The organism is Monashia sp. HAY1-5C (assembly GCF_056755255.1).
Map to the genome: position 1 here is coordinate 23,829 of NZ_JBPGXG010000019.1, position 22,186 is coordinate 46,014.

The following is a 22,186-nucleotide window of genomic DNA, read 5'->3' on the forward strand; positions in this document are numbered from 1 at the left end:
TTAGGCCTCGAGGTCGGCGTCGGTGAGCGGCGCGCCGGCCGTGACGCCACGGACGAGGACGCGTCCACGCACGTCGACGGCCGGGCGGAGCCCGCCCTCGGGCCGGAGCAGCCGCAGGTCCGCGCCGGTCAGGGTGTGCCCGGCGGGCAGGTCGGACGCCACGTGCCACGACCGGCGCACGAGCGTCGCGTTCTCCTCCTCCGAGGGCTGGCGCACCTTGACGCCGTCCCCCAGGGCCCGGGCCAGCGCCTTGGTCTCGCGGACGTACTCGCTCAGGGCGTCGGGCTCGAGGCTCGCGAGGTGGTCGGGGCCCGGCAGCGAGCGGTCGGCGGTGAAGTGCTTCTCGAGCACCGGCGCGCCGAGCGCCACCGCGCCCAGGGCGGTGGTCAGGCCCGGCGTGTGGTCGGACCAGCCGACGGGCACCCCGTGCCGGGCCGCGAGCGCGGGGATGACCCGCAGGTTGCACTCGTCGACGGGCGCCGGGTAGGCCGACACGCAGTGGAACAGGACCAGGCCGGGGGCGTCGGCGCACGCCTCGACGGCCTCGGCCACCTCCGCCCCGGTGCCCATCCCCGTCGACACGAGGAGGGTCACGCCGAGTCGCGAGAGCTCGCGCAGGTACGGCAGGTTCGTCAGCTCGCCCGAGCTGACCTTGAGCGCGGTGAGCCCGAGGCCGACGAGCAGCTCGGCGCTGTCGAGGTCGAACGGGGTGGACAGGAACGTCGTGCCGGCCTCGCGCGCGTGGTCGCGCAGCTCGGCCCAGACGGACCCCGGCAGCGTCAGTGCCTCGAGGAGGCTGCGCTGGTCCGAGCTGCCGCCGCGGTCGCGCTGGTACGGCGTCGTGGCGGCGGCCGAGGAGACGAGCTTGTCCGGCGAGAAGGTCTGGAACTTCACGGCGTCCGCGCCGGCGGCCGCGGCGATGTCGACGAGCCGGTGGGCGAGGTCAGGGTCGCCGTTGTGGTTGACGCCCGCCTCGGCGATGACGTGGACCTTTCCCGGCGTCGGCACGGTCGTGCCGGCGAGGTCGACGGCGCGGACGCCCGGCGCACCTCCGGCCGGTGCGTGCGGGTCGAGCCGGTCGGTGGTCACGGGCGTTCTCCGGTCTGGCGGGGCTGGCGTGTCTGGGCGGTGCGGGGGTCCGGAAAGTCAGACGGGGTTCGGGAGGCCGCCACGCTTCCGGCGGCCCGACGGGCGGGGACGCCGACGACGGTGGAGCCGTCGGGCACGTCCTCGGTGACGACGGCGCCCGCCCCGACGGTGACGCCGGCCCCGACACGGACGCCCGGTAGGACGCGGGCCCCGCTGCCGACCAGCGAGCCGGCGCCCACCGATGCGGCACCGAGGAGCACGGCGCCGGGTGCGACGTGGACGCCGTCACCGACCGTGCAGTCGTGCTCGACCACGGCCGCGGTGTTGACGACGACCGCGGTACCGAGGGACGCCGCGGGCCCCACGTGGGCGTGCTCGAGGACGACGGTGCCCGCGCCGAGCCGGGCGTGCGGGGCGACCGTGGCGGTGGCGGCCACGACGGCCGGTGCCGCGAGGCCGCGCTCTGCGATCTGGCTCAGCAGCCGGGTGCGCGCGGGGTTGCTGCCGATCGCGACCGCGACGTCGAGGGCGTGCGCGGCCGCGCGGTCGAGCGCGTCGACGTCGGTCTCCAGCGCCTCCACGTGCCAGGCCCGCCCACCGGCGTCGCCCGCGACGGCGACCACCCGGTGGCCGGCGCGCTCGAGGACGTCGACGACCGAACGCGCGTGCCCGCCGGCGCCGAGGACGACCCAGCCCGCCACGTCAGGCCCCCTGCCGCACGTGGCCGAGCGAGGTCGCCGCCTCGGCGAGGGCACCGCCGACCTTGCGGATGTTCTCCGGCTCGAGGACGGCCGGCACGCGAGGGGGGTCGAGCACGAGGCCCTCCCACGAGTTGCGCACGTACGAGTGGACGAACCAGTCGTCGATGTCTCGCTGCTCGGCGCCCAGCGACTCCCATCCGCGGTCCTCGACGAACTGCGGCAGGTCGTCGGGACTGGCGAGGGTGGCGACGTTGCCGAGCGCGCTCCAGGGCATCCGTGCACCCGACACGACGGGCAGGCCGAGCAGCCCGGCCTCGAGACCGACGGTCCCCGTGGCCGTCGTCGTGAACACGGCGCGCTTCATGAGGTCGCGCGAGTCGGCGAACGGGTCGATGGTCGCGATGTTCGGGTGGATGTCGAACTGCGGCCAGTAGTCGGGGTCGCGTCGCCACATGAAGTGGGCGTGCTCCTTGACGGCGACGCCGATGTCGAGAGGTGCGAGGGCGTCGGCGAGGACTCGGGCCGTGTACGCCTGGTCACGCCACTCCTGGCCCATGACGTCGGCACTGGACTCGGGCTGCACCTGCAGGGGCAGGAAGACGAACCGCTCGGGCACCGGGTCCCACCGCCGGGACTGGTACTCGCGCAGGTTGAGCCGTGCCTTGACCGGGTTGAGCCACGGCAGCCGCGCGTAGTCGCTGGGCCGAGGAAGCTGGAGGTTCGCGCCGCGGTCGACCGCGAACTCGCGGACGCGGTCGGTGGCCAGACGCCAGATCTCGCCGCCGGTCTCGACCTTGAGGTTGCGGGCGTAGCCCATGGGACGGCCGTGCTCGGTCCTCCAGTCGGAGATGAACCGCTCGCCCGCCTCGACGGCGGAGGAATCCTCGACCTGCCTCTCCCACAAGGTGATTCCCTTGGGGGCGCCGATGAGGCCGAACCGGTCGGAGGGCAGGCGGATGCCGCGCGGCCACGTCGCGAGACCCCCGTGGTGGGTCACGAGCCCGGCCGTGAGCAGCTCGGAGGTGACGGTGAACTCGACGAGCGCGAGCATCGGCCCGCGGTCGGCGATGACGGCCTCGAGCTCCTCGGCGGCGAGGTTGAGGAAGTTCATCGCGGTGTCGACCCGGTTGCGACGCAGGGCCCGCTCGGACACGAGCAGGTCGAGCGGGTCCAGGCCCACGCCGGCGCAGGCGCGCTTCAGGGCGGCGTGCGGGGCCAGCCCGCTGACGACGTTCGCCCTGCGCGCCCGGGCGTAGGGCAGACGCACGACGGTGGCCCGGGGCGCGTGGCGGCGTACCCATGCCAGGTTGGCGTCGGTGCGCACGACGAGGACGAGGTCCTTGGTCTCGAAGCCGGCGTGGACGAGCGCCGGAACGAGGAGGTCGTCGTAGCCCAGTCCCATGTGGACGAGGGGTGTCACCACGAAAGCGTCTCTCCTCAAAGGTCGAGCGGAAGGTCGAGCGGAAGGTCGGGCGGAAGGTCGAGCGGGTGGGGCGTGGTAAGCGCCGCCCGGCGGGCGCCTCATCCTATCCGCGCAGGCTCCGGAGGACGCCCGGCGCGAGGGCGAGGGCGCCGCCGGCGACGGCGACCGCGAGGGCGGCGCGCACCCACGCGCCCGCACCGTCGCCCGGCAGCGCGGCCCCGACGAGCGCGAGCGCGAACGAGGCCAGCGCCACTGCGGGCAACCGACCGGGCCACCTCAGGGGCGAGTGCCGCACGGCGAACCACGTCGTCGCGCCCACGAGCGCGACGTACGCCAGCGCCTTCGCGATCGCGACGCCGACGAGGCCGAGGCCGGCCACCGCGGCCAGCAGCCACGCCGACACGACGAGGACGCCGAGCGCCGCCAGCGCCGCCCAGGCGAGCCGCCCCGTGCGCTCGGCGTCGAGCACGGCGAGCGAGGCACCCTGGTAGACCATGTACGCCACGGCCACCGTCGACACGACGCCGAGGGCCGCGACGATGCCGGCCCGGTCGAAGGTCTGGTCGGTCATGAGCGCGACGAGCCACGGACCGAGGAGCGCGACGCCGGCGGCCCCCGCACCGACGACGGTGGTCAGGGCCGTGCCGGTGCGGGCGGTCCAGGCCCAGCGGTCCTCGAGCGGGCGCGACAGGACGAGCGGGCCCCAGGCGTTGAAGAGCGCGACGGCGAGGACGAAGGGCATGTTCCCCAGCTGCAGGGCCACCTGGTACTCGCCGGCCGCGCCGGCGCCCACGAGCCAGCCGGTGAGCAGCACGTCGCCGGACAGCAGCCCGAGCATCGCGACGGCCTGCGGCAGCAGGGGCGCCGCGAGCCGGATGCCGGCCCGGACACGGGCCCGCTCGACCGTCGGCGGCAACGGACGTCCGACGACGAGGGCGAGGACGGCGGCGAGCACGACGACCGCCGCGTAGCCGACGAGGTAGCGACCCGCGGTCGGCTCGGCGCGAGCGGCGAGCACCCCGGCCGCCTGCGCCCCGACCGTCGCCACGACCGCCAGCGCGAGAAAACCCCACGGCCGCAAGCGAGCCCGCATGAGGGTCTGACCGGAGACCACCGTGGTCAGCCCCACGGACGCGACGACGAGCGGCAGCCACACGGTGAGGTCACCGTGGCCCACCGCCGACAGCACGAGGGCCACGACGAGGCCGACGACACCGAGCCCGAGCGCGAGCAGGACCATCGTCCCGGCCAGGGCGCGCGCCACCCTCGGCCCCTCGGCGCCGCGGTGGTGCTCGCGCAGGATGACCTGCGGGAGCCCCGCGGCCGCGATGGTGCCGACCATCTGCACGACGACCAGCCCCGTGGCCACCAGACCGAACTCGGTCCGGCCGAGGACCCGGGTCGCGAACGGCAGGACGAGCAGGACCCCCAGGCCCTGCAGGGCGGTGCCGACGAGGTAGATGACCGAGTGGGCGCCGAGCGAGACGCCCGTCGCACCCGTCGCAGCGGCTGCACCCGTGGCACCGACTGCGGCCGGGGCACCGGCTGCACCCGGCACGGACGCGGGCGCGGGCTCGGGCGGCTCGGTGTCGGTCGCCGGGGACTCGCGGTCGTCTGCCACGATGGGAAACCTACTAGGGCGAAGGAGGACCGGGTGAGCGCGACGTGAGCGCGGTCGTCGTCGTGCGAGGGGCCGGGTCGATCGGGCGCCGTCACGCCCGCGTCCTCGCGGGCATCGGGTGCACCGTCTCGCTGTGGCCGGTCCGGCCGCGCGGCAGCGCCACCGATCCCGACCTGCCCGGCGTCCGTCTCCTCGACGACGCGTCAGGCGCGGACGCGCTCGGCGGGGCGGACCTCGTCGTGGTGGCGACCGACACCGGGCGGCACGTCCCCGACACCGTGGCCGCCCTCGACGCCGGTGCGCGTCGCGTCCTCCTCGAGAAGCCCGTGGCCCCGACGCGGTCCGCCGCGGAGGCGCTCGCCGGGCATCCCCGCGCCGGTGACGTGTGGGTCGCCGCTCCCCTGCGCGCCCACGAGGCGTTCCGCCACGTCCTCGCCTCCACCGGCTCCGTCGTCGAGTGCACGCCCGGCGGGGTCGTGTCGGCGCACGCCTGGTCGCAGTCGTGGCTGCCCGACTGGCGTCCCGAGCGGGACCACCGGCAGTCCTACTCCGCCCGCGCCGGCGAGGGCGGCGTCCTGCGCGACCTCGTGCACGAGCTGGACTACCTCACCGTGCTCCTCGGTCCCCCGGTTCTGGTCGGCGCCCGGCTCGAGCACGACGGACCCCTCGACATCGAGGCCGAGCAGGCGGCGACGCTGCTGTGGTCGGCCGGGAGGGCGACCGTGACCTGCCGCCTCGACTACGTGACGCGCCCGGCGACCCGCGGCCTCGTGCTGCGGGGACCCGACGGGTGCCTGGAGTGGGACCTGCCCTCCGCGACGGTGCGTCACACCGCGGCCGACGGCTCGGTGACGCGCCGCACCTTCACGGCCGACCGGGACCGCGACGCGACGATGGCCACCCAGGCCCGCGCCGCCCTCGAGCTGGCCCCGGCCGCCGACGCGTCGACGCGTCACCGTGCGGGCGCGCCCGCCACCCTCGCGGAGGGGCTGGCCACGCTGGACCTCTGCGACCGAGCGAGGGAGCTCTCGTGACGACGACCCCGCCGACGACACCGCCGACGACACCACCCCCGACACCGCCGAGCGGGTCCCGCATCCTGGCGGTCATCCCGGCTCGCGGCGGCTCGAAGGGCCTGCCGGGCAAGAACATCCGGCCACTCGCCGGTCTTCCGCTCATCGCGCACTCGGTGCGCGCCGCCGCGGTCACGCCCGAGGTGACCCGGTGCGTCGTGACGACCGACTCGGAGCAGATCGCCGAGGTCGCGCGGGCTCACGGCGGCGAGGCTCCCTTCCTGCGCCCGGCACACCTCGCCGGCGACGACGCCCCCATGGCACCCGTCGTGCGGCACGCGCTCGAGTGGGTCGAGGCCGACGAGGGACGGCCCTACGACGCCGTCCTGCTGCTCGACCCGACGAGTCCGTGCCGCGTGCCCGCACAGCTCGCCGAGGCGACACGCCGCCTGGCCACCGACCCCGGCCTCGACGGGGTGGTCAGCGTCTCCGAGCCGACGTTCAACCCGGTGTGGGTCGGCGTCCGCCCGGCCGACGCCACCCGACCCGACGGTCCCCTGACCCGGTTCCTCGACGCCGGGACCGGCATCACCCGCCGTCAGGACGCCGCCCGGTTCCTGCGGATCAACGGCAACTTCTACCTGTGGCGGGCCGCCTTTGTCCGCCGGCTCGAGGCGTCGTGGTTCGACGAGGGCACCCATGCCGGCCTCGAGATCCCCGAGGCGCAGGCGTTCTCGATCGACGACGAGTACGAGTTCCAGCTCATCGAGGCCCTCGTGGGCGCCGGCCTCGTCACCCTGCCGTGGCTCGACGCCACGGACGAGCCGAGCACGGAGGACGCCCGATGACGACCGACCGTCCGAGCGACGCCACGAGCAACCGCACGACCGGCCCCACCGACCTCACCGACCTGACCGGACGGACCGCCGTCGTCACCGGCGGAGCCGGCCCCCTCGGCCGGGTGCTGTCCGACGCCCTGGCGGCGGCCGGGGCTCGGGTCGTCGTCGTCGACCTCGACGCGTCGGCGTGCGCCGAGGCCGCCACGGCCCTGCCCGGCTCGGACCACGTCCCGCTCGGCGCGAACCTCCTCGACCCCGACGGGCTCTCGGACGTCGTCGCCGCCGTGACCGCACTCGGCGCCTGTGACGTGCTCGTCCACAACGCGGCCTTCACCGGCACCTCCGGCGTGCCGGGCTACGCCGTGCCGTTCGAGGAGCAGACCGACGAGGCGTTCACGATGGCCCTCGCCCTCAACCTCACGGCGCCGTTCTCGCTGACCCGCCGCCTCGCGCCCCTGCTGCGTGCGACCGGCCGCGGCAGCGTCGTCAACGTCTCGAGCATCTACGGGCTCGTCGGACCCAACATGGGGCTCTACGAGGGCACGCGCATGGGCAACCCAGCGGCCTACGCCGCCAGCAAGGGCGGCCTCGCGCAGCTGACCCGCTACCTGTCCACGGTGCTCGCACCGGAGGTGCGGGTCAACGCCTTCGCCCCGGGCGGCATCGCGCGCGGGCAGGACGACGCCTTCGTCGAGCGCTACGAACGGCTGACGCCGCTGGGGCGGATGGGCACCGAGGACGACTTCCGCGGCGTCGTCACGTGGCTCGCGTCGGACGCGTCGGCGTACGTCACCGGGCAGGTCGTCGCCGTGGACGGCGGCTGGACGGCCTGGTAGGCCGCGCAGCCCGCCGACACCTCAGCCCTTGAGCTCGGAGGCGACCTTCTCCTCGAACAGCTCGATGCCGGAGCGGTCGTAGGCGGCCTCGCCGAAGTAGGTGATCGCGTAGGTCATCCCCCGCGACTGCATGTCCTTGAGCACCTCGACGACCTGCTCCGGCGTGCCGACGGCCGGCTGCCGTCGCAGCGCCGCGACGTGCTCCTCGACCTTGGCGTCCGGCACGCCACCCTTGCGCAGCAGCTCGCCGTTGAACGCGAGGCGGTCCTCGACGTCGGCCTCGGTCTCGCCGATGACGACGTTGAAGTTGCCCGAACGCACGATGGAGTCGAAGTCGCGACCGAGGTCCTTGCAGTGGTCGGCGAGGATCGCGCTCTTGCGGTCGAAGGTCTCGGGGTCGTCGAAGAAGTTCGTGTAGTCGGCGTACTGCGCGGCGATCCTCAGGGTGACCTTCTCCCCGCCGCCGGCGATCCACATCGGGATGCCGTTGCGCTCGCTGCCCGGGTGGCTCGTGCCCTGCAGCGGCCGGGGCGCGCAGAGGGCGCCGTCCACCTGGTAGTACGTCCCGTCGAGCGTGGCCGACCCGGTGGTCCACATGTCTCGGAAGACCTGGACGCCCTCGCGAAGCGCACCGAGCCGGTCACCGGCCTTGGGGAACCCGTAGCCGTAGGCGCGCCACTCGTGCTCGTACCAGCCGCCGCCGATGCCCATCTCGGTCCGCCCGCCCGAGATGACGTCGACCGTCGCCGCGACCTTCGCCAGGTAGGCGGGGTTGCGGTAGGCCATGCACGTGCACATCTGGCCGAGCCGGACGCGGTCGGTCGCTGCCGCGAACGCCGCCATCAGCGTCCAGGCCTCGTGCGTCGCCTCGCCGGACGGCTGCGGCACGGTGTGGAAGTGGTCGTACACCCAGATCGACTCGAAGACGGCTCCGTCGTCGGCGTGCTTGGCGAGGTTGACCATCGCCTCCCACTGCTGGGCCGGCTCGATGCCGACCAGATCCATGCGCCAACCCTGGGGGACGAACATTCCGAATCGCATCCGCCCATCCAACCACGACGGACCGCCCGGGGACCGGCGGTCCTCCGGCGCCTGCTGCGTGTGAGGATGGGGCGCATGGCCCCGCACCGCAACGATCCCGACGTCATCCGCGACCTGCTGGTCACGCCGGCGACCTGGGCCGTCGTGGGGCTCGGCGACAACCCGGACCGCACCGCCCACCGCGTCTCGCTGTGGCTCCAGCGCGAGCTCGGCATGCACCTCGTCCCGGTCCACCCGTCTGCGGCCACGGTGCACGGCGCCACCGGCTACGCCGCGCTCGCCGACGTCCCCGACGGCACCGTCGTCCGGGTCGTCGACTTCTTCGTCAACAGCGACCACGTCGGCGCGCTCGTCGACGAGGCGGTCGCCCAGCGGGAGCGACTCGGCATCGAGGCGCTGTGGCTGCAGCTCGGTGTCGTCGACGAGGAGGCCGCAGCCCGGGCGGAGGCGGCCGGCCTGGCCGTCGTCATGGACACCTGCCCGAAGATCGAGTACCCGCGCATCCAGCCCGGTGACGGTGCCGACGCCGTCACCGGCTGACGACGCGCGACACCCGTCCCGTCGGCCCGGCCGAGCCGGTCGGCTCGCTCGGCTCAGTCGAGGCCGCGTGCGACCTCGTCGCGCAGCTTCGCGCCCTTGGCGTGGGCCTGGTCCCGCAGGTCCTCCTGGAAGGCGAGCATCCGCTCGCGGACGTCGACAGCCAGCTCGTCCGAGCCGGACGCGACGATCCGCGCCGCGAGGAGGCCGGCGTTGCGCGCGCCACCGACCGACACGGTGGCGACGGGCACACCGGCGGGCATCTGCACGATCGACAGCAGCGAGTCCATGCCGTCGAGGTACTTCAGGGGCACCGGGACGCCGACGACCGGCAGCGGGGTCACCGACGCGAGCATCCCGGGCAGGTGAGCCGCACCGCCGGCACCGGCGATGACGACGCGCAGGCCGCGGCCGGCGGCGTCGTGCCCGTACGCGATCATCTCGTCGGGCATCCGGTGCGCGGACACGACATCGGCCTCGAAGGGGATGTCGAACTCCTGCAGGGCCCGCGCGGCCTCGCGCATCACGGGCCAGTCGCTGTCGCTGCCCATGACGATGCCGACGACGGGCCGCTGTGGCTCAGGGGTCTGGTCGCTCACGTGGTCCTCATTCCGTGACGGTGCCGCGCAGGTAGTCCGCGGCGTGGCCGGCCCGCCCGCGGGCCTCGGCGAGGTCGGTCGAGCTGACGTTGACGTGGCCGATCTTGCGGCCCGGGCGCACGCCCTTGCCGTAGAGGTGGACCTTGACCCCCGGGTCGCGGGCCATGACGTGCCGGTAGGCGGGGTAGAGCTGCTCGTAGTCGCCGCCGAGGACGTTGGCCATGACGGTCCACGGTGCGCGTGGGCGCGGGTCGCCGAGGGGCAGGTCGAGCACCGCGCGCAGGTGCTGCTCGAACTGCCCGGTGACGGCGCCGTCCATCGACCAGTGGCCGCTGTTGTGGGGGCGCATCGCCAGCTCGTTGACGACGTACGTCGGCCGGCCGTCGCGCTCGACCTCGAACATCTCGACGGCGAGCACGCCCGTCACGCCGAGCTCCCCGGCGATGCGCAGGGCTGCCTCGGTGGCGGTCGAGGCGAGGTCGGCGTCGAGGTGCGGAGCGGGTGCGAGGACCTCGGTGCAGATGCCGTCGGTCTGGACGGTCTCGACGACGGGCCACGCCGCCGCCTGGCCGGAGGGGCTGCGTGCCACGAGGACGGCGATCTCGCGGGTGAAGTCGACCTTCTCCTCGAGGAGCAGCCCGTCCGCGAGGGCGCCGGGCTCACCGACGCGGGTGAGCCAGTCGGCGAGGTCGGCGACGGACCGCGCCACGACGACCCCCTTGCCGTCGTAGCCGCCGCGCGGCGTCTTGGCGACGACCGGCCACCCGACCTCGGCCGCGAAGGCCTCGACGTCCGCCGCGGTCCGGGCCGCACGCCAGCGCGGGCAGGCGACGCCGAGGGCCTCGAGCCGTTCGCGCATCGCCAGCTTGTCCTGGGCGAACCGCAGCGCCGAGGGCGTGGGGTGGAGCACGACGCCCTCGGCCTCGAGCTCGGCGAGGACCTCCTGGGGCACGTGCTCGTGGTCGAAGGTGACGACGTCGCACGCGGCCGCGAAGGCGCGGATCGCCTCGACGTCGGTGTGCGCCCCGACGGGGGCGCTCGGCACGACGAGGGCCGCGGCCGCGGTGTCGCTCTCGGCGAGGACGGACAGCTGGATGCCGAGCTCGACGGCCGGTCCCTGCATCATCCGGGCCAGCTGGCCGCCGCCGACGACGCCGACGACGGGGAATCCTCCGGGGGCGCGCTTGGGCTGGCTCACGGCGCCCAAGCGTAGCCGCGCGGCCTCAGGCCCGGACGTCCGGTCCACCCGACGCCGCCGGTGCCACCCCCGCCGGGTGTGCGGTCAGGCCGTCCGGCTCGGCGAGCACCGCCTCCGCGTGGCGCGGGTCGGCGAGGTCGGGGTGGTGCGTCCGCACCGCGGCGAAGGTCCACAGCTTGTTGAGCACGAAGGACACCGGCGTCGTCACCGCGATGACGATGAGCTGGGCCCAGTAGAGGCGGGTGCGGAAGCCCGTCGAGTTGTCGAAGACCGACTGCGGCAGGTGCAGCGCCGAGCTCGGGTGCATGAGCAGGGTCAGCAGGACGAGGCCCACCACCTGGGCGAGCAGACCGACGGCGAGGAACGGCAGGTACTCCCGCAGCCACCGGGCGTGCCGGCTCGTCCGGAACGTCCACGAGCGGTTGAGCTGGAAGTTCCAGAGGTTGGCGACGAGGAACGCGACGGTCGAGTACACGTGGTACCAGCGCACGTGGTACTCGGTGCCGGCGAGGGCGAGCAGGGCCAGGTGCTCGTCGGGGCCGAGCTTCTTGACGAGGATGAGGGTGACCATGTTGACGAGCACGCCGGAAGCACCCACGGCCCCGAACCGGAAGAGCAGCACCCAGTTGTGGCGGTGGCGCACGAACAGGTAGTGGTGCACGCGCCTCACGGGCGCACCCTACCCCTGCCCCCGGGCAGCACCCGGCGGTTCAGTCGGTCTCGGCCTCGGACAGGAACAGGGCGAACCGGGCCGGCTGGGCCTGGACGAGGTCGAGGCGGCCGCCGTTGGACTCGGCGAGGTCACGTGCCAGGGCGAGGCCCAGGCCGGTGCTGCCCCCCGCCCCGCTGCTGACCGAGCGCTCGAAGATGTGCGGCGCCATCGCCGCGGGCACGCCGTCGCCCTGGTCGCTGACCTCGACGATGACCGACGGGCCGGACCGGCGCGCGTGGATGTCGACCGTGCCACGGCCGTGCACGAGGGAGTTCTCGAGCAGCGTCGAGAGGATCTGGGACAGCGCCACCGGCGTCGACCGGACGAAGAGGCCGCGCTCGCCACGGACGCGCACGGACCGTCGCGCCTGCTCGAAGGCGGGCTGCCACTCGCGCTGGAGCGCGGCGATGACCGAGTCGAGGGAGACCGCCGGCGAGGGACCACCGGACCCGCGGGCCCGCCCCAGCAGGTCGTCGACGACGCGCGTCAGCCGCTCGACCTGGGCGATCGCGATGTTCGCCTCCTCCTTGACCACCTCGGCGTCGTCGGTCTCGGAGATCTCCTCGAGGCGCATGAGCAGGGCGGTCAACGGCGTGCGCAGCTGGTGCGAGGCGTCGGCTGCGAAGTCACGCTCGGCCGCCAGCGTCTTGGTCATGTCGTGGGCCCGGCGCGTCATGACGCCGGACACCTCGTCGATCTCGGCGATGCCGGAGTGGACCGGCGTCAGCCGGGCCTCGCCGTTGGCGAAGCGTGCCGCGAGGTGGAGCAGCTCCTGTGACGCCCCCTCGACGCGCTGGCGCCAGGCCCGGGTCGCGAGGAACCCCACGCCGGCGGCGACGGCCGCAACCCCGGCCATCGCGGCGGCGAACCAGCCGAGGCCGACGAGCGGGTCGGGGTCGAGCCACGCGCCCACCTCGTCGCGCTGCTGGGTCAGGACCCACCAGAGGACGCCGGTGGCCAGGACGAGGCACAGCCCGGCCGTGACCCCCACGACCACGAACGTCATCCGGTCGAGCAGGCGCCTCATCTCACTCCGCCTGGGGACGCTCGAAGCGGAAGCCCACGCCACGGACCGTCGCGATGTACTGCGGCGACGTGGCGTCGTCACCGAGCTTGCGGCGCAGGACCGAGATGTGCATGTCGAGGGTCTTGGTGGACCCGAACCACGCGGTGTCCCAGATCTCGCGCATCAGCTGCTCGCGGGAGACGACCTTGCCCTGCTCACGCACGAGCACCCGAAGCAGGTCGAACTCCTTGGCGGTCAGCTGCAGCTCCTGGCCCTTGAACCAGGCGCGGCGGCCGTCGGAGTCGATGCGGACCAGCTCCCCCGAGGCGACGACCTCCGTCGGGGTGCGCCGCAGCAGGGCCCGGACGCGGGCGAGCAGCTCGGCGAGCCGGAAGGGCTTGGTGACGTAGTCGTCGGCCCCGGCGTCGAGGCCCACGACGGTGTCGACCTCGTCGGCGCGGGCCGTGAGGATGAGGACGGGGATCGTGCGGCCCTCGGCGCGGATGCGACGGCACACCTCGAGGCCGTCGATCTTCGGCAGGCCGAGGTCGAGCAGGACGAGGTCGGGGTTCTCCTTGGCGCCGTCGAGGGCGGCCGAGCCGTCCTCGCGCACGTCGACGTCGTACCCCTCGCGCCGCAGCGCCCGCGCCAGCGGTTCCGAGATGGCCGGGTCGTCCTCCGCCAGGAGCACTCTCGTCATGTCACCGTCCCTCACATCGCTCGGGGCCGCCGCTCGTGTCGTCCGCGCCGGCCGTGGGCAGCCTATCGACAATGGGACGATTCGCACTCGCACGCACCGTCGGCACGCACCCGCGTCGTCGACGCGGCGGCGACCACCACGACGTGCGCTCGCCCTCGGCGCGCGGTGAGGGCCCGGCCGCCCCGGGAGCGCTCACCGTCCCGGCCACTGCGGGCGCCGCTTCTCGGCGAACGCCGCCACGCCCTCGCGCCGGTCACCGGAGAAGGCCGTGGCGCGCCAGCACGCGTCCTCGATCTCGAGACCGGCCGCGAGGTCGACGTCGGCACCCAGGCGCATGGCCTTCTTGGCGTTGCGCAGGCCCACCGGCGAGTTGGCGGCCACGAGGGCCGCCAGCTCGAGGGCCCGCTCCCGTGCCGTCCCCGCGGCCACCACCTCGTCGACGGCACCGAGCGTGAGGGCCTCGTCCGCCTCGAGCCGGGCGGCGGTGAAGATCGCCCGCGCGGCGCGCGACCAGCCGACCCGGCGCACGAGCAGCTGCGTGCCGCCCCCTCCCGGGATGACGCCGACACCGACCTCCGGCAGGCCCACGGTGGCTCCCGCGCCGGCGACGATGACGTCGCACGAGAGCGCGAGCTCGAAGCCGCCCCCGAGCGCGAACCCGTCGACGGCCGCGACGGCCGGCACCGGCAGCCCGAGGACGCCGCCGTACGCCGCCCGGGCCACCGGCCGCTGCTCCATGAGGTCGGCGTCGGTGAAGGCGTTGCGCTCCTTGAGGTCGGCCCCGACGCAGAACGCCGTGGGGTGGCTCGAGGTGAGGACGACGCAGCGGACCGACGCGTCCGCGGCCACCTCGGCGGTGGCCGCGCTGATCGCGCGGGCCATGTCGGTGGAGACGGCGTTCATCGCCGCGGGGCGGTCGAGGACGATCTCGGCGACGTGGGCCAGGCGCGGCTCGTCGAACCGCTCGACGCGCACGAGCGGGGGCGGCGGGGTGGGCTGGTCGGTCACGGCGGCTCTCCTGGCGACGGGCGGGCGGTGCTGGACGGTGCGGATGGTCGGTGTGGACGGTCGGTGGTCGGGTGGGGGTCGTCGGTGAGGTGGGACGGCCGGGCGGTCAGGACGTCCGGCGTCCGGCGGCGGACGCGCGGCGCAGGAGCGACGGCGTCACCGGACCGACGCCGCGCAGGATGCGTCGACGCTGCCCGGTCAGCTCGAAGCCGGACATCGCCGCGAGCTCGCGCGCCAGCGTCGCGTCGACGAGGACGGTGCCGGCCTGTGCCACGGCCGTCAGCCGGGAGGCCCGGTTGACCGTCGTGCCGAAGACGTCGCCGAGCCGCGAGATGATCGGTCCGCGGGCCATGCCGCAGCGGACGTCGGGCAGGACGTCGTCCTCGGTCATCGTCTCGACGAGGTCGAGCGCGATGGCGGCCGCGGGGGCCACGCCGACCGTCGTGAAGAGCACCTCGTCGCCGACCGTCTTGATGAGGCGGCCGCCGTGGGCCGTGATGACGTCGGCCGACAGCGCCTCGAACCGGGACACCAGCCGGGCGAGGTCGCGCTCGGACATCCGCCGCACGAGGGCCGTGAAGTTGACGAGGTCGGCGAACCCGACCGAGCGCATCTTCGTCAGGCCGTAGGACTCGGGGTCGGCGTCGGCGAGCATGCGCGACACGGTCGCCGACAGGTGCCGGCGCCACGCGTAGACGAGGAGGGGCTCGAGGCGGTCGGTCAGCGCGGCGAGCCGCCGGGCCGTCTCCTCCGCCGTCTGGATGCCGGGCACCGCGCGGGACTCCCCGGCGTCGTGCTCGTCCGCCTGGGCCGCCGACCACTCGGCCTCGACCGCCTCGGCGATGAGCTGCGACTGCCAGCCGGCGAGGCGGTCGGTCGAGCGCGCGAAGGCCCGGGTCATGGCCAGGGCGGTCGTCTCGTCGAGCAGGCCCTCGCGCACGATGCCCGCTACGGCCGAGAGGGCCCGCTGGTCGGCCTCGGTGAACAGCTCGTCGTCGGTGTCGACGACGGGGAACCCGAGCGCGTGCCAGAACCTGCGGGCCGAGAGCAACGACACCTCGGCGGCACGGCTGACGTCGCGCCGACGCAGCTCGAGCGGTCTGCCGAGCAGCTGTTCGGTGTAGTCACGGGTCGCCCGCTCCTCGCCGTCCGGCCGGCCCTCGGCACGAACGACGCGTGCGGCGTCGGCGGCCGGGGCGGGCTCCGCCGGGTCGGAGGGCGTGCCGATGCCGCCCGCGACGTCCGCGACGTCCGGGGCGTCCGGGGCGTCCGGGGCGTCCGGGGCGGCAGCGTCGTCGGCTCCCGCGACGTCCGCGGCGTCGGCGCCCGGCTCGGTCATGCGCCGATCATGCCAGCAGGCCCTCCCGTCACCGCCGCCGCACGTGGACGACGTCGCCGGCCGCGAAGGCCCGCCGTCCCGACGCCGTGTCGACGACGAGGGCACCGGTGTCGTCGACGGCGACGGCGGTGCCCTCGACAGGGTCACCGACCGGCAGGTGCACGCGGATCACCTGCCCCAGCGTCGAGCAGGCCTCGCGGTAGGCCTCCCGGGCGGCCCCGGCGCCCAGCCCGGCGTCGACCCCGGGACCGACCAGGGCGGCCAGCTCGCACAGGTAGGCCACGACGAGGTCCTCGCGGCGCACGCGTGCTCCGGCCAGGGCCAGGGAGGTGGCGGTGTCGACGGGCAGCTCCTCGCGGTCCTGGTCGACGTTGACCCCGGCGCCCACGACGACCGCTCGGGACGGCACCTGTCCCGCCGACGCCGCGTCGCCTGCAGGGCCGCTCGCCCGGTCGGCCGGCACGTCGACCAGCTCGCAGAGGATGCCACTCACCTTGCGGTCGTCGTCCTCGGCCAGCAGCACGTCGTTGGGCCACTTGAGGCGCGGGGTGAGCGCGTGGCCCACCCGTTCCGTCGTCGCCCGCACCGCCCGGGCGAGGGCGAGACCGGCGAGCAGCGGCAGCCAGCCCAGGCCCGCGGGATCCCGGACCGGCACGGCGGCGGACACCGCGACCGACGCACGGTCCGGCACCTGCCACACGCGTCCGAGCCGGCCGCGTCCTCCCGTCTGGTGGTCGGTGAGCACGACCCACCACAGCGCGCCCTCGCTCGAGGCGAGGCGCGACGCGTCCGGGCCGAGGCCTTCGGCCGTCCCTGTGAGGAGGTCGCGCAGGCGGCTGTTCGTCGACCCGATGGCCGGGTGGAACTCGACGCCGCGCCACGGCTGCCCGGACGTGACCAAGGCCGCATCGACGATCTCCGGCTCCAGCGAGTTGCGCACGTCTCCAAGGCTAGAGTGCCGCCATGGCAACGGATCACGCCCTGGCAGAGCCGTCCACGCCGACCCCCAGCCCGTCGTCGGACGGCGCCGCGGAGGCCGCGTCCGGGCCGGACCTCGCGACGACGGCGGGCAAGCTGGCCGACCTGAAGCGTCGCGTGGCCGAGGTCGCGCACGCCGGGTCCGAGCGGGCCGTCGAGAAGCAGCACGCGCGGGGCAAGAAGACGGCGCGGGAGCGGATCGCGATGCTGCTTGACGAGGGCAGCTTCATCGAGATGGACAAGTACGCCCGGCACCGCAGCAACAACTTCGGCCAGGAGAAGAACCGTCCCTACGGGGACGGCGTCGTCACCGGGTACGGCACCATCGACGGGCGCCAGGTCGCCGTCTTCGCCCAGGACTTCACCGTCTTCGGCGGCTCCCTCGGCGAGGTCTTCGGCGAGAAGATCGTCAAGGTCATGGACTTCGCCATGAAGATCGGCTGCCCCGTCATCGGCCTCAACGACTCCGGCGGCGCCCGGATCCAGGAGGGCGTCGTGTCCCTGGGCCTGTACGGGGAGATCTTCTTCCGCAACGTGCGCGCCTCCGGGGTCATCCCGCAGATCTCCCTGGTCATGGGCCCGTGTGCCGGCGGCGCGGTCTACTCCCCGGCGATCACCGACTTCACCGTCATGGTCGACCAGACCTCGCACATGTTCATCACCGGCCCCGACGTCATCAAGACCGTCACCGGCGAGGACGTCGGCTTCGAGGACCTCGGCGGCGCCAGGACCCACAACACGAAGTCCGGCGTCGCCCACCACATGGGCACCGACGAGCAGGAGGCCATCGACTACGTCAAGGCGCTGCTGTCCTACCTGCCCAGCAACAACCTGGAGACCCCGCCGACCTACGGCGAGGGCGAGGCCGACCTGACCGTCACCGACACCGACCGGTGGCTCGACACGTGCATCCCCGACTCCCCCAACGTGCCCTACGACATGAAGCAGGTCATCGAGCACGTCGTCGACGCCGGCGAGGACGGGCCGGACTTCCTGGAGGTGCAGCCGCTGTTCGCGCCGAACATCATCACCGGCTTCGCCCGGATCGACGGCATGCCGGTCGGCATCGTGGCCAACCAGCCGCTGCAGCTGGCCGGCTGCCTGGACATCGACGCCTCGGAGAAGGCCGCCCGGTTCGTGCGCACCTGCGACTGCTTCAACGTGCCGGTGCTCACGTTCGTCGACGTGCCCGGGTTCCTGCCCGGCACCGGCCAGGAGTGGGACGGCATCATCCGCCGCGGCGCCAAGCTCATCTACGCCTACGCCGAGGCCACCGTCCCGAAGATCACCGTCATCACCCGCAAGGCCTACGGCGGCGCCTACGACGTCATGGGCTCCAAGCACCTCGGTGCCGACATCAACCTCGCCTGGCCCACCGGCCAGATCGCCGTCATGGGCGCCCAGGGCGCCGTCAACATCCTCTACCGCAAGGAGCTGGCCGCGACCGCCGCCGCCGGCGGCGACGTCGAGGCCCGCCGCGCCGAGCTCCTCGCGCACTACGAGCAGACCCTGGCCAACCCCTACATCGCCGCCGAACGCGGCTACATCGACACCGTCATCAGCCCGTCCAACACCCGGATGAACGTCACCCGCGCGCTGCGCGCCCTGCGCACCAAGCGCGAGACGCTGCCGCCGAAGAAGCACGGGAACATCCCGCTGTGACCACCCGCACCAGCCCCACCACGCCCGACGCCGGCGGCCACCCGACCGGCGAGGCGACGCCGCAACCGCCGCAACCGCCGCTGCTGCGGATCCTGTCCGGCGACCCGACCCCCGAGGAGCTCGCCGCCCTCGTCGCCGTCCTCTCCGCGCTCGGGGACGCCCGCGACCCCGAACCGGCACGCGGCCGCTCACCGTGGAGCGACCCGGGCTGGCACCTCGTCGGCGCCTCCGCGCGTCGCGACGGGTGGCGCGCCAGCGCCCTCCCGCGCTGACCCCGACACGCCCCGCGAAGCCCGGCGAGCCGAGTGGGCGTGTCGCCGAGTCCGTTGTGCCAGCGCGACGTTCGCGTCACGGCGGCGTCCTGAACTCGGTTGGCCCCGCGGGGGACCCTCGCCTAGGCTGTCCCCTCGTGTCCGTCGACCCCACCGCCGCCACCCGCCTCGCAGGCCGTTACCTGCTGCGTGAGCTCATCGCGGTCGGGGGGATGGGTGAGGTGCACCTGGCCGTCGACGAGCGCCTCGGCCGACGCGTCGCGGTCAAGGTCATGTCCCGCGCGGTCTCCGAGTACTCGGACTCGGTCGAGCGGTTCCGTCGCGAGGCCGTCGTCGTGGCGCGGCTCAACCACCCGAACATCGCGCAGGTCTACGACTACGGCATCGAGGACGGCGCGCACTTCATCGTCATGGAGTACGCCGAGGGCTCCGACCTCGCCCACCTGCTGCGTGACCGCGGCCCGCTCGCGGCCGACGCAGCCCTGTCGGTGACGGCACAGGTGTGCGCGGCGCTCGCCGCGGCGCACCGGGCGGGTGTCGTGCACCGCGACGTCAAGCCGGGCAACGTCATCGTCGGCCCCGACGGCGCGGTCAAGGTCACCGACTTCGGCATCGCCCGGGCGCTCGGCCAGACCGCCCTGACCGACGTCGGCACCGTGCTCGGCACGGCCCAGTACCTGCCGCCCGAGCAGGCTCGCGGCGAGGCGGCGACGCCGGCATCCGACATCTACTCGCTCGGCATCCTGCTCTACCAGATGGTCACGGGCAGGCCGCCCTTCACCGGTGACTCCCCCGTCGCCATCGCCATGCGCCACCTCGAGGAGTCGGTGCCGGCGCCGAGCGACACCGTGCCCGGTCTGCCTGCGGTCGTCGACCGCGTCGTCGCCCGGGCCACGGCCAAGTCCCCGGCCGACCGGTACGCCGACGCCGACGCGATGGCCCGCGCCGTGCGCGCCGCCGACCCCACCGACGCCCTCCAGCCGGCCGACGCCTCGGAGGCCCTCGCGGCGACGCGCGCCCTGCCGACCACCGACGGGGCGAGTACGGCGCGGGTCGTGCGATCCGACCCGCCTCGACGGCGTCGGGCTCTGCTCCTCTGGGGCGCGGTCGCGGCCGTGCTCGCCACGGTCTTCGTCGGGGCCGTCGTCTCCGCGCTCACCTCCGGCTCCCAGGGCCCGGCCTCGGCCTCGTCGACGAAACGGCCCGCACCCGCCGTCGTGACGACGAGCGCGCCGGACCCGAGCACCGCCCCGCCGACCCAGACCGCCGCACCGGTCACCACCGAGCCGGCTCCCGCGGACACCACCGGCCGGGGTGACGGGCAGGAGGGCGACGAGGTGCGGGTGCCGGCCGACCTCGTCGGGGGCGACCCCGGCTTCGCCCGGGCGGCCCTCGAGCAGCTCGGCCTGACCGTGAAGGGCGTCGAGGTCCGTTCGCGGGCGCCCGAGGGCGAGGTCCTCGCGACGTTCCCGCGTGCCGGCCGGACGGTGCAGCAGGGCTCCACCGTGGCGGTCGTCGTCAGCAAGGGCGGCGTCCGGGGCAAGGACGCGCAGCCGTGGACGGTCCCCAACGGCTTCGTCGGTGCCCCCGCCGACGACGTCGAGTCATGGGTCGACCAGCAGGGCGTCAAGGTCCTGCGCGTCGAGCTCGCCGCCGATGCCGACCGGGGCCTCGTCGTCGGCACCTACCCCGGGTCCGGGGCGACGACACGCAGCGGCGAGCTCGTCCTCTTCGTCTCCGACGGGCACGGCTCCGACTGAGGCGTGGGCCCGCCGAAAACGGGTGGGCCCACCGCCACCGGCGTGGGATACGTTCGGCGGGTGACTGACACCGCACCCACACCGGCAACCGCCGCGGCGCCCACGACGCGCCCGCAGACCGACGTCGACCGCATCGCCGAGACCTACTTCGACGCCATGGTCGAGCTGAGCCCGATCAGCGCCACGAGCCTCGGCGTCCCGGGGCGCGAGGACGAGCTCGACGACCTGTCCCCGGCCGGCAACGCCGCCCTGTCGGCCCTGCGCCGCCGCACCCTCGAGGCCCTCGCGTCGGCGACGCCGGCCGACGACGTCGACCGCGTCACGGTCGCCGCGATGCGGGAGCGCCTCGGCCTGGCCGAGGAGCGCCACGCGGCCGGCCTGGACGAGATGTCGCTCAACGTCCTCGCCTCGCCGCTGCAGGCGGTCCGCGACGTCTTCGACCTCATGCCCACCGACACGCAGGAGCAGTGGCGCACCCTGGCCGTCCGCATGGGGCGCATCCCGACGGCGCTCGAGCAGTACAAGGAGTCCCTGCTCGTGGCCCGCGACCGGGGACAGGTGTCGCCGCGTCGCCAGGTCGTCGCGTGCGCCGAGCAGTCGCGCGACCTCGTGGGCGACGACGGGTACTTCGCGACCTTCGTGGCCGGCGCCTCCGTGGGTGGGCGTCCCCTCGCGGACGAGGAGCGGGAGCTGCTCGAGGCCAACGCCCGGGCGGCGGCCGACGCGTACGCGGGGATCGCCGACTGGCTCGAGGCCGAGCTGCTCCCCCACGCCCCCGAGGCCGACGCGTGCGGGCGCGACCGGTACCAGCTGGAGTCGCGCTACTTCCTCGGCGCCACCGTCGACCTCGAGGAGACCTACCGCTGGGGCCAGCAGGAGGTCGCAGACCTGCACGCCCAGATGACGCAGATCGCCGAGGGGCTCGAGCCGGGCGCGTCCGTGCGGCGCGGGGTCGAGATCCTCGACGCCGACGACCGCTACGCCCTGCACGGCACCGACGCCCTCAAGGCCTGGATGCAGGAGCGCGCCGACGAGGTCATCGCGAACCTCAAGGACGTCCACTTCGACATCCCGGGCCCGGTGCAGCGCATCGAGTGCATGATCGCCCCGACGCAGACCGGCGGCATCTACTACACCGGCCCGTCCGACGACTTCAGCCGACCGGGCCGGATGTGGTGGTCGGTGCCCAAGGGCAACACCGAGTTCCGCACCTGGAACGAGCTGACGACCGTCTACCACGAGGGCGTCCCGGGCCACCACCTGCAGGTCGCGCAGACGGTCTACCGCTCCGAGCTGCTGAACCGGTGGCGTCGGCTCGAGTCGTGGGTCTCCGGCCACGGCGAGGGCTGGGCCCTCTACGCCGAGCGCCTCATGGCCGAGCTGGGCTACATGGACGACCCGGGCAACCGGATGGGTTGGCTGGCCGGGCAGTCGCTGCGGGCCGCCCGGGTCGTCATCGACATCGGCGTGCACTGTGGCTTCGACGCGCCCGACGAGGTCGGCGGTGGCGCCTGGGACTACGACAAGGCGTGGGCCTACCTGACCCGCTACGGGTTCATGGACGAGAAGATCCTGCGCTTCGAGCTCAACCGCTACCTCGGCTGGCCCGGCCAGGCGCCCAGCTACAAGATCGGCGAGCGCCTCTGGCTGCAGCTGCGCGACCAGGTCAAGGAGCGCGAGGGTGACTCGTTCGACCTCAAGGCCTTCCACCGCCGCGCGCTCGACCTCGGCGGCGTCGGTCTCGACACGCTCCGCGAGGCCGTGCTGGACGGGGCCTGAGCGGCCGAGCTCGCCGGCACCGGGCCGCTCCCTCGTCTGTCTCTTATACACATCTGACGCTGCCGACGACGGA

The 22,186-nt window shown here is 74.2% G+C and carries 21 protein-coding genes; 8 read left to right on the forward strand and 13 right to left on the reverse strand.

Annotated elements, in window-relative coordinates; genetic code table 11:
* From ACR9ZK_RS04915 to ACR9ZK_RS04930, 4 genes are all read right to left on the reverse strand, one after another.
* The gene (locus tag ACR9ZK_RS04915) at positions 1 to 1,089 is read right to left on the reverse strand and encodes an N-acetylneuraminate synthase family protein (protein ID WP_481340762.1); all 1,089 of its coding nucleotides are present in this window, start codon (positions 1,087 to 1,089) and stop codon (positions 1 to 3) included.
* Entirely contained in the window at positions 1,086 to 1,790 is a 705-nt protein-coding gene (locus ACR9ZK_RS04920; protein WP_481340763.1) for a NeuD/PglB/VioB family sugar acetyltransferase, read from the reverse strand. Before ACR9ZK_RS04920 ends, ACR9ZK_RS04915 begins: the two co-directional genes overlap by 4 nt.
* Position 1,791: 1 nt before the next feature.
* A complete protein-coding gene (locus ACR9ZK_RS04925; protein ID WP_481340764.1) occupies positions 1,792 to 3,213 on the reverse strand; it encodes a hypothetical protein in 1,422 nt (473 codons plus the stop codon).
* A gap of 103 nt (positions 3,214 to 3,316) precedes the next feature.
* Positions 3,317 to 4,834, reverse strand: coding sequence for a lipopolysaccharide biosynthesis protein (locus ACR9ZK_RS04930; RefSeq protein WP_481340765.1), 1,518 nt, complete (start codon positions 4,832 to 4,834; stop codon positions 3,317 to 3,319).
* 44 nt (positions 4,835 to 4,878) lie between these two features.
* On the opposite strand from ACR9ZK_RS04930, the gene ACR9ZK_RS04935 reads away from it, so the two are divergent.
* From ACR9ZK_RS04935 to ACR9ZK_RS04945, 3 genes are read left to right on the forward strand one after another with little or no spacing between them, the layout of a single operon-like run.
* Positions 4,879 to 5,868: a Gfo/Idh/MocA family protein gene (locus tag ACR9ZK_RS04935; protein ID WP_481340766.1), complete on the forward strand. Its 990-nt coding sequence runs from the start codon at positions 4,879 to 4,881 to the stop codon at positions 5,866 to 5,868.
* A complete protein-coding gene (locus ACR9ZK_RS04940; RefSeq protein ID WP_481340767.1) occupies positions 5,865 to 6,695 on the forward strand; it encodes an acylneuraminate cytidylyltransferase family protein in 831 nt (276 codons plus the stop codon). Before ACR9ZK_RS04935 ends, ACR9ZK_RS04940 begins: the two co-directional genes overlap by 4 nt.
* Positions 6,692 to 7,522, forward strand: coding sequence for an SDR family oxidoreductase (locus ACR9ZK_RS04945; protein ID WP_481340768.1), 831 nt, complete (start codon positions 6,692 to 6,694; stop codon positions 7,520 to 7,522). Before ACR9ZK_RS04940 ends, ACR9ZK_RS04945 begins: the two co-directional genes overlap by 4 nt.
* A gap of 21 nt (positions 7,523 to 7,543) precedes the next feature.
* Here ACR9ZK_RS04945 and ACR9ZK_RS04950 read toward each other — a convergent pair whose 3' ends face one another.
* Positions 7,544 to 8,563, reverse strand: coding sequence for an LLM class F420-dependent oxidoreductase (locus ACR9ZK_RS04950; RefSeq protein ID WP_481340769.1), 1,020 nt, complete (start codon positions 8,561 to 8,563; stop codon positions 7,544 to 7,546).
* Positions 8,564 to 8,638: 75 nt separating this feature from the next.
* Here ACR9ZK_RS04950 and ACR9ZK_RS04955 point away from each other — a divergent pair, with 75 nt between their 5' ends.
* Positions 8,639 to 9,103, forward strand: a complete 465-nt coding sequence (locus tag ACR9ZK_RS04955) for a CoA-binding protein (RefSeq protein ID WP_481340770.1) — start codon at positions 8,639 to 8,641, stop codon at positions 9,101 to 9,103.
* 53 nt (positions 9,104 to 9,156) lie between these two features.
* Here ACR9ZK_RS04955 and purE read toward each other — a convergent pair whose 3' ends face one another.
* The 8 genes from purE to ACR9ZK_RS04995 form a co-directional block, all read right to left on the reverse strand.
* Positions 9,157 to 9,651, reverse strand: coding sequence for a 5-(carboxyamino)imidazole ribonucleotide mutase (purE, locus tag ACR9ZK_RS04960; protein WP_481340782.1), 495 nt, complete (start codon positions 9,649 to 9,651; stop codon positions 9,157 to 9,159).
* A 55-nt stretch (positions 9,652 to 9,706) separates the two neighbouring features.
* Positions 9,707 to 10,897 (reverse strand): 5-(carboxyamino)imidazole ribonucleotide synthase, encoded by a 1,191-nt coding sequence (locus ACR9ZK_RS04965; protein ID WP_481340771.1) that lies wholly within the window; start codon positions 10,895 to 10,897, stop codon positions 9,707 to 9,709.
* Between the two features lie 25 nt (positions 10,898 to 10,922).
* Complete coding sequence (locus ACR9ZK_RS04970) at positions 10,923 to 11,567, reverse strand: GtrA family protein (RefSeq protein ID WP_481340772.1); 645 nt, start codon at positions 11,565 to 11,567, stop codon at positions 10,923 to 10,925.
* Positions 11,568 to 11,607: 40 nt separating this feature from the next.
* A complete protein-coding gene (locus ACR9ZK_RS04975) occupies positions 11,608 to 12,636 on the reverse strand; it encodes a sensor histidine kinase (RefSeq protein WP_481340773.1) in 1,029 nt (342 codons plus the stop codon).
* Position 12,637: 1 nt separating this feature from the next.
* Entirely contained in the window at positions 12,638 to 13,315 is a 678-nt protein-coding gene (locus ACR9ZK_RS04980; protein WP_076259350.1) for a response regulator transcription factor, read from the reverse strand.
* Between the two features lie 192 nt (positions 13,316 to 13,507).
* Entirely contained in the window at positions 13,508 to 14,323 is an 816-nt protein-coding gene (locus ACR9ZK_RS04985; protein ID WP_481340774.1) for an enoyl-CoA hydratase-related protein, read from the reverse strand.
* A gap of 106 nt (positions 14,324 to 14,429) precedes the next feature.
* Positions 14,430 to 15,662, reverse strand: coding sequence for an adenylate/guanylate cyclase domain-containing protein (locus ACR9ZK_RS04990; protein WP_481340775.1), 1,233 nt, complete (start codon positions 15,660 to 15,662; stop codon positions 14,430 to 14,432).
* A gap of 28 nt (positions 15,663 to 15,690) precedes the next feature.
* Positions 15,691 to 16,602, reverse strand: a complete 912-nt coding sequence (locus tag ACR9ZK_RS04995) for a biotin--[acetyl-CoA-carboxylase] ligase (RefSeq protein ID WP_481340776.1) — start codon at positions 16,600 to 16,602, stop codon at positions 15,691 to 15,693.
* A 23-nt stretch (positions 16,603 to 16,625) separates the two neighbouring features.
* Here ACR9ZK_RS04995 and ACR9ZK_RS05000 point away from each other — a divergent pair, with 23 nt between their 5' ends.
* The 4 genes from ACR9ZK_RS05000 to ACR9ZK_RS05015 all read left to right on the forward strand — a co-directional run bounded on the left by ACR9ZK_RS05000 (position 16,626) and on the right by ACR9ZK_RS05015 (position 22,113).
* Positions 16,626 to 18,302, forward strand: coding sequence for an acyl-CoA carboxylase subunit beta (locus ACR9ZK_RS05000; RefSeq protein WP_481340777.1), 1,677 nt, complete (start codon positions 16,626 to 16,628; stop codon positions 18,300 to 18,302).
* On the forward strand, positions 18,299 to 18,574 hold the full coding sequence (locus ACR9ZK_RS05005; RefSeq protein ID WP_481340778.1) for an acyl-CoA carboxylase subunit epsilon: 276 nt from the start codon (positions 18,299 to 18,301) through the stop codon (positions 18,572 to 18,574). Before ACR9ZK_RS05000 ends, ACR9ZK_RS05005 begins: the two co-directional genes overlap by 4 nt.
* 137 nt (positions 18,575 to 18,711) lie before the next feature.
* A complete protein-coding gene (locus tag ACR9ZK_RS05010; RefSeq protein WP_481340779.1) occupies positions 18,712 to 20,334 on the forward strand; it encodes a protein kinase domain-containing protein in 1,623 nt (540 codons plus the stop codon).
* A gap of 60 nt (positions 20,335 to 20,394) precedes the next feature.
* Positions 20,395 to 22,113: a DUF885 domain-containing protein gene (locus ACR9ZK_RS05015; RefSeq protein WP_481340780.1), complete on the forward strand. Its 1,719-nt coding sequence runs from the start codon at positions 20,395 to 20,397 to the stop codon at positions 22,111 to 22,113.
* The last annotated feature ends 73 nt before the right edge of the window (positions 22,114 to 22,186 follow it).